This is a genomic window from Delftia sp. SD018 (assembly GCF_017355445.1).
Taxonomy (GTDB): domain Bacteria; phylum Pseudomonadota; class Gammaproteobacteria; order Burkholderiales; family Burkholderiaceae_C; genus Comamonas; species Comamonas acidovorans.
This window is the reverse complement of sequence record NZ_JADDRN010000026.1, coordinates 86,174-97,919: the sequence shown is the minus strand read 5'-3', so window position 1 is coordinate 97,919 and position 11,746 is coordinate 86,174. Positions and strand designations below refer to the sequence as shown.

Here is an 11,746-nt window from a genome sequence, read left to right as displayed (position 1 = left end):
ACGCGGGACGACGCTTGTGGCAGGCGGTCCCATGGGACCGCCTGATTTTTGAGAACGACTGGAATCAGTCGGAAATCGCGGCCGACAGCTGCTCGATCTGCTCGCTCAGTTCCAGCCAGCGCTCTTCCAGGCTGTCGATCTCGTCGTTGCAGGCCTTGAGGCTGCGGCCCGTCTCGGCCATGTCGGCGGGCGAGATGGGCTGACTCAGCAGGCCTTCGAGCCGCGTGCGCTCGGCCTGCAGCTGGGGCAGGCGCTTGTCCAGCTGTTCCAGTTCCTTCTTGAACGGCCGGGTCTTCTCGGCCATCTGCTGGCGGGCCAGGGCCGCCAGGCGCCGTTGCTCGCGCTGGTCTCCGGCACTGGCGGCCGGGGGCGTGGGTGGGGCAGCGGGAGCCGGCGCCAGCGCAGCAGCCACGGGGGCCTGCACTGCAGGTGCTGCATGTGCTGCAGGCTCCACCTGCGCTGCCGCCTTGCTGGTGGCCGCAGCCGCCTGTTCGGCCTTGCGGGCCTCTTCGCGCAGGCGGCGGGATTCTTCCAGCAGGTAGCGCTGGTAGTCGTCCAGGTCGCCGTCGAAGGGGCCGACCACGCCACGGCCGACCAGCCAGAAGTCCTCGCAGACCGAGCGCAGCAGCGCACGGTCGTGGCTGACCAGCATGACGGTGCCGTCGAAGTCGTTGATGGCCATGGCCAGGGCCTCGCGGGTGGCCAGGTCCAGGTGGTTGGTGGGCTCGTCCAGCAGCAGCAGGTTGGGGCGCTGCCAGACGATCATGGCCAGCACCAGGCGGGCCTTTTCGCCGCCGCTCATGCTGCCCACGGCCTGCTTGACCATGTCGCCGCTGAAGTTGAACGTGCCCAGGTAGCTGCGCAGGTCCTGCTCGCGGGCCTGCGGGCCGGTGGCGCCGGTGTCCCGTGCCAGGCGGATCATGTGCTCCATGGGGTTTTCGCCGGGGCGCAGCACGTCCAGTTCCTGCTGGGCGAAGTAGCCGATGTTCAGGCCCTTGCCTTCGGTCACGGTGCCGGCCAGGGCCTTCATCTCGCGCGCAATGGTCTTGACCAGGGTGGACTTGCCCTGGCCGTTGGCGCCCAGGATGCCGATGCGCTGGCCCGCCAGCACCGAGCGGTTGACGCCGCGCAGGATGGTGGTCGCCTGGCCTTCGTCGTCCAGGTAGCCGAATGCGGCGTTCGTGATCGCCAGCATGGGGTTGGGCAGGTTGGCCGGCGGCTTGAACTCGAAGGTGAAATCGGCGCTGGCCAGCATGGGGGCGACCTTTTCCATGCGCTCGATCTGCTTGACGCGGCTTTGCGCCTGCTTGGCCTTGGAGGCCTTGGCCTTGAAGCGGTCGATGAATTTCTGCAGGTGGGCGATCTTGTCCTGCTGGCGCTCGAACGAGGCCTGCTGCAGCAGGATCTGCTGGGCGCGCAGTTCCTCGAACTTGCTGTAGTTGCCGCCATAGCGCGTGACCTGCGCGTTTTCTATGTGCAGCGTGGTGTTGGTGATGGCGTCCAGGAATTCGCGGTCATGGCTGATCACGACCAGGGTGCCGGGATAGCGCTTGAGCCAGGCTTCCAGCCAGACCAGGGCGTCCAGGTCCAAGTGGTTGGTGGGCTCGTCCAGCAGCAGCAGGTCGGAGGGGCACATCAGCGCGCGCGCCAGCTGCAGGCGCATGCGCCAGCCGCCGGAGAAGCTGTTGACGGGGTGCTCCAGCTCGGAGACCTTGAAGCCCAGGCCCAGGATCAGGGCCTGGGCGCGCGGCACGGCATCGTGGGCACCGGCGTCGGCCAGGTCCACGTGGGCGTGGGCAATGGCCATGCCGTCCTCGCTGGCCTCGGCGGCCGCGAGCTGGGCGTTGAGCTCGCTCAGGCGGGTGTCGCCGTCCAGCACGAACTGGGTGGCCGTCTCCGAGGTCTCGGGCATGTTCTGCGCGACCTGGCCCAGGCGCCATTGCGAAGGGATGGAGAACTCTCCACCGTCCTCGGCCAGGCTGCCGTTGAGCAGGGCGAACAGGCTGGACTTGCCGGCGCCATTGCGTCCGACAAGGCCGACTTTTTCACCGGGGTTGATGGAGACGGAGGTGCTGTCCAGCAGCACGCGGGTGCCGCGGCGCAGGGTAATGTTGCGAAGGCTGATCATGAATGGGCAGGATTATCCCAGCGATTGCGTCAGGACAGGATTGCCGCCCGCCATGCCCGTGCCCGGCCACGGTGCAAAGCCCTGGTACCTGGCCCTAGATCGGCTGTATGCCCACGCGCTGCATCATGGACTGGGTGAACTGGATCTCGCGCTCGAAGCCCTTGGCATAGGCGTCGGCGCTGGTGATGGCGACCTTGCCGCCTTCCTGCTCCAGCAAGGCGATGACCCTGGGCTGCCTGAGCACCTCCTCCAGCGCCGTGCGCAGCCGCTGGACGATGGGCTCGGGCGTGGCGGCCGGCACGGACACGCCGCCCCAGGACGTGAGGTTGACGTTGGGCACGCCCAGCTCGGCCAGGGTCTGCACCTGGGGCAGCTTGGCGTTGCGCTGCGGGCCGGCAATGGCCAGCGGCACCAGCTTGCCGGCCAGCACCTGGGGATAGGCCACGGAAAACAGCGGGGCGCCGAAGGCCACCTGCTGGCCCAGCACGGCATTGACCAGCTCGGACGCGCCCTTGTAGGGCACATGGTTGACCTGCAGGCCCATGCTGGAGGCCAGCATTTCCACACCCAGGTGCGATGGCGTGCCCACGCCGCCCGAGGCATAGTCCAGCGCGCCGGGTTTGGCCTTGGCGCGCGCGGCCAGGTCGTCCAGCGTGCGCATGCCCGAGTCGGCATGCACGACGACCAGGATGTCCGAGCGCGACATGCCCAGCACATGGCGGAAGTCCTTGAACACGTCGTAGCCCGGGCTTTTGTACATGCGCATGGCGGCGGCCATGGGCGAGCCCGAATACAGCAGGGTGTAGCCGTCCGCCGGGGCCTTGGCCACCTGGCGTGCGCCGATGTTGCCGCCCGCGCCTGCACGGTTGTCTATCACCACGGGCTGGCCCAGCTGGGCGGACAGCGCCTCGGCCACTATGCGCGCGGCCGTGTCGGGGCTGGTGCCGGCTAGGTAGGGCACCACCCATTTGATGGGGCGCGTGGGCCAGGCGCTGTCGTGTGTGGTGGCTGTGGCGGCTGTGGTGGCCCAGGGCAGGCCTGCGGCAAGCGATGCGGCGCCCGCAGCGCGCAGGAATCGGCGTCGGTCCGGCCTTTGGGATGGATTGTCTTGCATGGCGTTGTCTCCTTGTCTTTTCGCTTTCATGCCGGCCAGCCTCAGGCGCCGGCCCGCTCCAGCAGTTCCTTGGCGATGGTGTTGCGCTGTATCTCGCTGGTGCCCGTGAGCACGCGGTACATGCGCAGCATGCGGAACAGGAATTCCACGCGCCGGCCCTGGACGATGCCTTCGCCGCCATGGATTTGCACGGCGCGGTCGGCAATGCGGAACGCCGTCTCCGAGCAGAACAGCTTGCTCATCGAGGCCTGGGCGCGCGCATCGATGCCGGCGTCGATGGCGCGGGCCGTCTGCACCATCAGTGCGCGCGCGGCCATCCATTCGGTGGCCATGTCGGCCAGCATGTGCTGTATGGACTGGAACTGGGCAATGCTGCGGCCGAATTGCTGGCGGCCCAGCGCATAGTCGCGCGCATCGCGCAGCGCCACCTGGGCCAGCCCCAGCATGGCCGGGCAGTGCAGCAGGCGGTTGACGGTGATGCGGCCCAGCGCCAGGGCCAGGCCACGGCCCGGCTCCCCGATCAACTGGGCGGCGGGCACGCGGCAGCCGTCGAGCACGATGTCCCCCGTGCTGGACTGCCCGGCCATGGTCTTGTAGCCGCTGACCACCTGCACGCCCGGGGCATGCAGGTCCACGAAGAAGGCGCTGATCTCGCGCTGCGGGCTGCCCTCGGGCGCGGTCGAGGCCATGAGCACGGCCAAGTCGGCGAACGGCGAGCCCGAGATGAAGCGCTTGCGGCCGTGCAGCACGTAGTGGTCGCCTTCGAGCACGGCGCGCGTCTCCAGCGCACCGGCGTCCGAGCCCGCTGCGGCCTCGGTCAGCGCAAAGCAGATGGATTTCTCGGCGCGCGCCACGGGCAGGATGAACTGCTCCATCTGCAGCGGCGTGGCCTTGCGGATCAGCGCGCCTATGCGCGGCGGGCCGCTGAGTTCGCCCAGCACATGGGGCGCGAAGGGCGAGCCCGTGGCGTAGATGGCCTCCTTGACCAGCACCTGATCGAGCACGGACAGGCCGGCGCCGCCCATGGCCTCGGGCAGGGTCATGCCGTAGAAGCCGCGCGCATGCGACAGCTTCCACACCTGGCGCAGCAAATCGGTGGAAGCGCTGTTTTCATGGTCCACGCCATGCGCGCGGGCGAGGTCGGCAAGTTCGCCGTGGATGAAAGCGTTGAGCGCGTCGATCAGGCCGGCTGCGCGTTCCGAGCCTTCAAAGGGCATTTCCAGCAGGGCAGCGTTGGCGGCGGGGAGTGTGTCTTTGGCGTTCATCTCAGTTCACCTTGCGGGCGTGGTTGGCCCAGTAGGGCGCCTGCACGGCGCGGCGCATGACCTTGCCGTTGGGGTTCTTGGGCAGCTGCTGCACGAATTCGATGTGGCGCGGGCGCTTGAAGCCGCCCAGGCGCTCGGCGCAGAAGCGGTCCAGCGCGGCGCTGTCGCCGGCCAGGCCGGGCTTGAGCACGATGTGGGCGGCCACGGCCTCGCCCCATTTGTCGTCGGGAATGGCGAACACGCAGGCATCGGCCACCGAGGCATGTTCGTAGAGCACGGACTCCACCTCGGACGGATAGACGTTGAAGCCGCCGCTGATGACCATGTCCTTCTTGCGGTCCACGATGTAGACAAAGCCCTGCTCGTCCATGCGGGCCAGATCGCCCGTGTGGTAGCGGCCGTTCCTGAGCACCTCGGCCGTCAGCTCGGGCGCGCGCCAGTAGCCTGCAAAGACATCGGCGCCGCTGACCACGATTTCGCCGATCTCGCCCTCGGGCACCGGGCGGCCCTCGTCGTCCAGCACTTCGACCAGGGATTCCAGGAAGGGCCGTCCGCAGGATGCCAGCCGCTCGGGGCGCGATGCGCGCGCCTGCAGGTGGTCCTGCACCGTCAGGCCACAGACGCCGGAGGTGGTCTCGCCCGCGCCGTAGCCCTGGGACAGGATGGGGCCGAACACGTCCATGGCCTGCAGGATGCGCGCGGGCGCCATGGGCGCTGCGCCGTAGCCCAGGCGCAGCAGGTCGGGCAGGGGGCGGTAGCGGCCGCCGATCTCGGCCAGCAGCATGTTGATCATGGTGGGCACCATGAAGGTATGGGTCACGCGCCGCGCCTGCATCTCGGCCATGAAGGCGCCCGGCTCGAAGCCCGAGAACAGGTGGATGGTGGCGCCCGTGCACAGCGCCGGCACCATCTGCATGCCCGAGGCGTGCGTGACCGGACCGACCAGGCCCAGCACGTGGCCGGCCTGCATGCCCTCGCCGCGCATCAGGAATTTGCGCAGCTGGGCCAGGCGGTTGCCGAAGGTCTGCATGGCGGCCTTGAGCACGCCCGATGAGCCTGAGGTGTAGTGCAGCACGGCCACCTCGTGCTCGTGCACGGCCACGGGCTGGAAGCGGTCGCTGGCGCGGGCGAGCAGGGACTCGTAGCTTTCGCCGGCGGGGCCGTCCAGCAGCAGCAGGCGCACGTCGGCAGACTGCAGGTGCGGCTTGAAGGCCTCGGCGCGCGCTGCGGTGGTCACGATGACGGCGGCATCGCTGTTGGCCGCGATATCTCCCACTTCGCGCGGTGAAAGGCGTGCGTTGAAGGGAGCCTTGATGAGCCCGGCCTTGTAGCAGGCGATCTCGATCTCCACGATTTCCACGCAGTTGGGCAGGTAGATGCCCACGCGGTCGCCACGGGACAGGCCCAGCGCCGCCAGCGCATTGGCCAGCCGGTTGGAGCGCTGTTCCAGCTCGGCATAGCTGATGCTGCGCGCGGCGCTGGTCACGGCCGGCTGCGCGCCGTGGGCCTTGCAACTGCGCGCGACCAGTTCGCCGACATTGGGGATGGGAAGGGAGTGGGAATGGGTGTGGCCTGCGGTGGGCCGGGATGTCTCGTGCATGGCATTCCTTGGCTGAAGCCGCGCGTTTTGCGCGGCGTGCCATGCACTGTTCCAGAAGAGGCCTGGAGCGGGGAAATACCGTTTAGTGATTCAGGCACATCAGAAAAATTGATGTCCAGATCAACCCTTGCGGTATTTGCTGATGACCCCGTGCCCAGACCCCTGCGGTCATGCCGTCATGCCGTCATGCCTGCTGCCAGCGCGCCTGCCAGATGCCGGCCGTGATCAATTGCCGGGCCTGTGCCATCAGCGCCTGCTGGACCACCTGCAGTGCCGGGTCGCTGCTGCGGTTGGCCTGCACGGCCAGGAAGTAGCGGCGCAGCAGTTCGGGCGCCGTGACCTGGGCCACGATCCAGCCGTGCTGGATGGCCGTGGGCGCAGCCTTGGCTTCCTCGCGCAGCCAGGCGGGCGCATCGCTCAGCGAGCAGGCGGGCGTGAAGGTGAAGCCCGCGCCGCAGTGGTAGAGCGAGCGGATGACGCGGGCGGAATCGTGTTCGTGGACGATGTTCAGCCGCAGGTCCCGTGCGTCGGCCGCGGCCTCCACGGTCTGGCGGATGGAAAAGCGGCGCGACTGCAGCACCAGCGGCAGCTGGCAGGCGTGGGCAAAGTCCATGTGCGGCAGGCCGCCGTCCGGCGCGGGGCGCAGCAGCGGGGCCACGCTGCCATCGACATCCTGGCCGCAGACGTAGATGGATTCCTCGGCCATGGGCTGCACCTGCATGTCGTGCAGGCTGGCCGTGTCCACGAGGATGGCCAGGTCTGCGCGCCGGTCCAGCATGGCCTTTTGCACCATGAGGCTGAGGTCGTCGAGCACAAAGATGCGTATGCGCGGGTGGCTGCTGCGCAGGCTGGCGATCACGGGGCCGGCCAGCAGGCTGGTCAGCAAAAAGGGCAGGGCGATGGTGACCGAGCCTTCGGGGCCCTGGGGCAGGCGCTGTATGCGCTCGCGCATGGCATCGGCGTCGGACAGCAGGCGGCGTGCGTCCTCGTACAGCTGGGCGCCGGCCGGCGTGGGCGTCACGCCGGCGTGGCTGCGCTCCAGCAACTGGGCTCCCAGCTCACCTTCCAGCTTCTTGATCTGCGCCGTGAGCGCGGGCTGGGCCACGTACAGCGAATGCGCGGCGCGCGAGAGGCTGCCCGCCTCCAGCACCGCGATGAAGTAGCGCAGCGCCCGCAGGTCCATCTCAGCCCAGGGGGCGGTAGGTGGGGCGCAGGGCCTCGATGTCGCCCTCGGTCCAGGCGCGCAGCGCCTCCTGGGTGATCAGCAGCACCTGTTCGTCGCCCGAACTGGTGTCCAGCCAGAACACGGGCAGGTCGGGGAAGGCGGCTTCGAAGAAGTCCTTTTCATTGCCGATTTCCAGCACGACCACGCCTTCCTTGGCCAGACGCGACGGCAGGTCCAGCAGCAGGCGGCGGATGAAGTCCATGCCGTCGGCGCCGCCGGCCAGCGCCAGTTCGGGCTCGGCCTGGTATTCGGCGGGCAGGCGCGACATGCTGTCGGCATTCACATAGGGCGGGTTGCACAGCACCAGGTCCCAGGGGCCGGGAAGGGCGGCCAGTCCGTCGCTTTCCAGCAATTGCACGCGCTCGGCGAGTTCATGGCGGTCCACGTTGATGCGCGCCACGGCCAGCGCGTCGGCCGAGATGTCGGCGCCCGTGACCTCGACCTCGGGCCAGGCCATGGCCGCCAGGCAGGCCAGGCTGCCGTTGCCGGTGCACAGGTCCAGCACGCGGCGCGTGCGGTCGGACAGCCAGCCGTCGATGCTGCCGTCGGCCAGCAGCTCGGCAATGAAGCTGCGCGGCACGATGGCGCGCTCGTCCACGTAGAAGGGCACGCCCTGCAGCCAGGCCTCGCGCGTGAGGTAGGCGGCGGGCTTGCGCGTTCGGATGCGCTCTGCGAAAAGCTCGGCCACTTCGGCCTGCTGCTGGGCGCTGACGGCCTGGTCGGCCAGGGATTCGGGCGCGCCAGGCGCCAGTTCGCTGTCCAGCGGCAGGCCCAGCTTCCACAGCGTGAGCCAGGCCGCTTCGTCTACGGCCGTGGCCGTGCCGTGGCCAAAGGCCACGCCGGCCGCCGTGAGCGCTGCGGCCCCGGAGGCCACGAGGTCGGCGATGGTGCTGCCCGAGATGGCGGGAATATTGGCAGGGGTGGGGGCGGATGTCATCGTCGGCTCCTTGGTCGCGTTCAGATGGCCTGCTGTCGCTGCAGCTCCTGGAGCGTGCGGCGGTAAATGTTCTTGATGGGCTCGATGTCGGCCACCACGATGTGCTCGTCGATCTTGTGGATGCTGGCGTTGGGCGGGCCCACCTCCACGACCTGGCTGCAGATTTGGGCGATGAAGCGGCCGTCGCTGGTGCCGCCCGTGGTGGACAGCTCGGTCTCCAGGCCGGTCTCGGCGCGGATGGCCGCCTGCACGGCGCTCACCAGCGTGCCCGGCGTGGTCAGGAAGGGCTGGCCGCCAACGGTCCAGGCCAGCTCGTACTCCAGCCCGTGGCGGTCCAGCACGGCGTGCACGCGCTGCTGCAGCGATTCGGCCGTGGACTCGGTGCAGAAGCGGAAGTTGAAGTCGATGGTCACATGGCCGGGAATGACGTTGGATGCGCCCGTGCCGCCATGCATGTTGCTGATCTGCCAGCTGGTGGGCGGGAAGAAGGCATTGCCCTCGTCCCAGCGCGTGGCGGCCAGTTCGGCCAGGGCCGGCAGGGCCTGGTGGATGGGGTTGCGCGCCAGCTGCGGGTAGGCGATGTGGCCCTGGATGCCCTTGACCGTGAGGCGCCCGCTCATGGTGCCCCGGCGGCCGTTCTTGATCATGTCGCCCGTGCGCTCCACCGAGGTGGGCTCGCCGACGATGCACCAGTCCAGGCGCTCGCCGCGCTCGCGCAGCAGCTCGACCACGACCTTGGTGCCGTCCACCGAAGGGCCTTCCTCGTCGCTGGTCAGCAGCAGGGCAATGTCGAAGGAGGGAGCCGGTGTCTCGGCCAGGAATTCCTCCAGTGCCACGACGAAGGCGGCGATGGAGGTCTTCATGTCGCTGGCGCCGCGGCCGTACAGCTTGCCGTCGCGGTGCGTGGGCACGAAGGGCGGGCTGCTCCACTGCTCCAGCGGGCCGGTGGGCACCACGTCGGTATGGCCGGCAAAGACCAGCACGGGCCGGTCGGCGCCTGTCCCGGAGCGCCGGGCCCAGAGGTTGCGCACGCGAAAGCTGTCGGGGCCGCTGTCGATGCGCTCGCAGGCAAAGCCCATGGGCTGCAGGGCATCGGCCAGGAGTTCGAGGCAGCCGGCGTCTTCGGGAGTGACGGAGGGCAGGCTGATCAGCTGCTCGGTCAGTTGCAGGGTGCGGGACATGGTGGGTGGAATCAAAAAACAAAAAAGTCGGAGGGCCGGCTGCCGCCAGCGTGCTCCGACATTGTGAACGCTGCGGGGCTGGCCGATCAGTTCGGCTTGACTTCCAGCATGATTTCCGTGAACGAGGGCATGTCATCCTCGCCGGGGGTGGCCAGTTCGGCGAACTGGCTGGACGGCGCGGCATGGCTGGCCTTGACCACGTCGTTTTCCAGGCGCCACATCAGGTTGGTGGGCGAATCGGCGAAGGCCAGGGCTTCGGCGCGGTCGATGCGGCCGGAGCGGACCAGCTGCGCCAGCGCCTCTTCAAAGGTCTGCGAGCCTTCGGCCATGGATTTTTCCATGGCCTCCTTGACGCCCGAGAAGTTGCCGCGCTCGATCAGGTCGGCGATCAGCTTGGTGTTGAGCATGACCTCGACGGCCGGAATGCGGCCGCCGTCCACGGTGCGCACCAGGCGCTGGGAGATCACGCCCTTGAGCGCTGCCGACAGCTCGCCCAGCATGGTGGGGCGGATTTCCTCGGGGAAGAAGGACAGGATGCGGTTGAGCGCGTGGTAGCTGTTGTTGGCGTGCAGCGTGGCCAGGCACAGGTGGCCCGACTGCGCAAAGCCCATGGCCGAGGACATGGTCTCGCGGTCGCGGATTTCGCCGATCAGGATCACGTCGGGCGCCTGGCGCAGCGCATTCTTGAGCGCGATCTGCAGCGATGCCGTGTCCGAGCCCACTTCGCGCTGGTTGACGATGGAGCGCTTGTTGCGGAACTGGTATTCGATGGGGTCCTCGATGGTGAGGATGTGGCCCGTGAGCTTTTCGTTGCGCGCATCGATCATCGAGGCCAGCGTCGTGCTCTTGCCCGAGCCCGTGGAGCCCACGACCAGCAGCAGGCCGCGCTTTTGCATGATCAGCTCGCCCAGCACGGGCGGCAGGTTCAGCGTGTCCATGGCCGGAATGTGCTGGGCGATGAAGCGGATCACCACGGCGCAGCTGCCGCGCTGGTGCATGGCGCTGACGCGAAAACGCCCCACGCCGCGCAGCGGCACGCCCATGTTGAGCTCGCCCGTTTCGTCCAGCTCCTGCAGGCGCTCGGCCGGCACGATCTCGGCCAGCAGGCTGCGCGGCGCGTCGGGCGGCAGCAGCTGGTTGTTGATGGGCACGCATTCGCCGTTGATCTTGATCAGCGCCGGCGCGTTGACCGCCAGGTAGACGTCGGACGCCTGCTTCTCGCCCATCAGGCGCAAAATCCTCTCCATCGTGCCCATGTTTTCCCCCAAATTCGTGTACTGCCGCTGTTCTTGGATCGTCTGCACGCTCTTGTGACGTGAAACGGGCGTCCGCTGCCTGGTGGCCGGGGACGCCCTCGAGAGTATGCCTTGCTCCATCCCCTGAACAGGGGATGTTTTGGCGCCGCAACCACGCCTTTGGCGCGGTGCGGATGCGGATCAATCGCGCAGCAGGTCGTTCAGGCTCGTGGTGGAGCGTGTCTTGGCATCGACCTTCTTGACGATGATGGCGGCGTACATGCTGTAGCGGCCGTTGTCCTTGGGCAGGTTGCCCGACACCACCACCGAGCCGGCAGGCACGCGGCCATAGCTGGTCTCGCCGGTCGCACGGTCATAGATGGGGGTGGACTGGCCGATGTACACGCCCATGGAGATCACGGAGTTCTCTTCCACGATCACGCCTTCGACGATCTCGGATCGCGCGCCGATGAAGCAGTTGTCCTCAATGATGGTCGGGTTTGCCTGCAGCGGCTCCAGCACGCCGCCCAGGCCCACGCCGCCGGACAGGTGCACGTTCTTGCCGACCTGGGCGCAGGAGCCCACGGTGGCCCAGGTGTCGACCATGGTGCCTTCGTCCACATAGGCGCCGATGTTCACGTAGGAAGGCATCAGGATCGCGCCCTTGGCCACGAAGCTGCCGCGGCGGGCCACGGCCGGGGGCACCACGCGCACGCCGGTGGCGGCGATCTCGGCCTCGGTCATGCCGGCGAACTTGGTGGGGACCTTGTCGAAGAAGTTCAGGTCGCCGGACTGCATCAGCACGTTGTCCTTGAGGCGGAAGGACAGCAGCACGGCCTTCTTGATCCACTGGTGCACGGTCCACTGGCCCACGCCTTCGCGCGTGGCCACGCGCAGCTGGCCGTTGTTCAGGGCTTCGATCACGTGGTCCACGGCCTCGGTCACTTCCTTGGGGGCGGCAGCGGGGGAGAGGCTGGCACGGTTGTCCCAGGCGGTGTCGATGATGGATTGCAGCTGTTGCGTCATATGGCTTTGGTGATCAAAGGGTTTGTGAGGAAAGG

General features: G+C 68.2%; 9 protein-coding genes. All 9 read right to left on the bottom strand.

Going from position 1 to position 11,746, the window contains the following annotated elements; translation table 11 throughout:
- Positions 1-64: 64 nt before the first annotated feature.
- Positions 65-2,128, bottom strand: a complete 2,064-nt coding sequence (locus INR38_RS22740) for an ATP-binding cassette domain-containing protein (RefSeq protein ID WP_207443505.1) — start codon at positions 2,126-2,128, stop codon at positions 65-67.
- Between the two features lie 94 nt (positions 2,129-2,222).
- The gene (locus INR38_RS22735) at positions 2,223-3,242 is read right to left on the bottom strand and encodes a tripartite tricarboxylate transporter substrate binding protein (protein ID WP_013802547.1); all 1,020 of its coding nucleotides are present in this window, start codon (positions 3,240-3,242) and stop codon (positions 2,223-2,225) included.
- A 41-nt stretch (positions 3,243-3,283) separates the two neighbouring features.
- On the bottom strand, positions 3,284-4,507 hold the full coding sequence (locus INR38_RS22730; RefSeq protein WP_207443504.1) for an acyl-CoA dehydrogenase family protein: 1,224 nt from the start codon (positions 4,505-4,507) through the stop codon (positions 3,284-3,286).
- Position 4,508: 1 nt separating this feature from the next.
- Positions 4,509-6,107, bottom strand: coding sequence for an AMP-binding protein (locus INR38_RS22725; RefSeq protein WP_207443503.1), 1,599 nt, complete (start codon positions 6,105-6,107; stop codon positions 4,509-4,511).
- A 184-nt stretch (positions 6,108-6,291) separates the two neighbouring features.
- Positions 6,292-7,290 (bottom strand): LysR family transcriptional regulator, encoded by a 999-nt coding sequence (locus INR38_RS22720; protein WP_207443502.1) that lies wholly within the window; start codon positions 7,288-7,290, stop codon positions 6,292-6,294.
- Between the two features lies 1 nt (position 7,291).
- Entirely contained in the window at positions 7,292-8,269 is a 978-nt protein-coding gene (prmB, locus tag INR38_RS22715) for a 50S ribosomal protein L3 N(5)-glutamine methyltransferase (RefSeq protein WP_207443501.1), read from the bottom strand.
- A 20-nt stretch (positions 8,270-8,289) separates the two neighbouring features.
- Positions 8,290-9,450 (bottom strand): succinyl-diaminopimelate desuccinylase, encoded by a 1,161-nt coding sequence (gene dapE / locus INR38_RS22710; RefSeq protein WP_207443500.1) that lies wholly within the window; start codon positions 9,448-9,450, stop codon positions 8,290-8,292.
- 86 nt (positions 9,451-9,536) lie between these two features.
- Positions 9,537-10,706, bottom strand: coding sequence for a PilT/PilU family type 4a pilus ATPase (locus INR38_RS22705; RefSeq protein WP_207443499.1), 1,170 nt, complete (start codon positions 10,704-10,706; stop codon positions 9,537-9,539).
- 180 nt (positions 10,707-10,886) lie between these two features.
- Entirely contained in the window at positions 10,887-11,711 is an 825-nt protein-coding gene (gene dapD, locus INR38_RS22700) for a 2,3,4,5-tetrahydropyridine-2,6-dicarboxylate N-succinyltransferase (RefSeq protein WP_012205450.1), read from the bottom strand.
- Positions 11,712-11,746: the final 35 nt, after the last annotated feature.

Bases quoted from the DNA above. Each gene is read 5' to 3' on its own strand.
- INR38_RS22740 (WP_207443505.1), bottom strand. From the start codon at position 2,128: ATGATCAGCCTTCGCAACATTACCCTGCGCCGCGGCACCCGCGTGCTG.
- INR38_RS22735 (WP_013802547.1), bottom strand. From the start codon at position 3,242: ATGCAAGACAATCCATCCCAAAGGCCGGACCGACGCCGATTCCTGCGC.
- INR38_RS22730 (WP_207443504.1), bottom strand. From the start codon at position 4,507: ATGAACGCCAAAGACACACTCCCCGCCGCCAACGCTGCCCTGCTGGAA.
- INR38_RS22725 (WP_207443503.1), bottom strand. From the start codon at position 6,107: ATGCACGAGACATCCCGGCCCACCGCAGGCCACACCCATTCCCACTCC.
- INR38_RS22720 (WP_207443502.1), bottom strand. From the start codon at position 7,290: ATGGACCTGCGGGCGCTGCGCTACTTCATCGCGGTGCTGGAGGCGGGC.
- prmB (WP_207443501.1), bottom strand. From the start codon at position 8,269: ATGACATCCGCCCCCACCCCTGCCAATATTCCCGCCATCTCGGGCAGC.
- dapE (WP_207443500.1), bottom strand. From the start codon at position 9,450: ATGTCCCGCACCCTGCAACTGACCGAGCAGCTGATCAGCCTGCCCTCC.
- INR38_RS22705 (WP_207443499.1), bottom strand. From the start codon at position 10,706: ATGGGCACGATGGAGAGGATTTTGCGCCTGATGGGCGAGAAGCAGGCG.
- dapD (WP_012205450.1), bottom strand. From the start codon at position 11,711: ATGACGCAACAGCTGCAATCCATCATCGACACCGCCTGGGACAACCGT.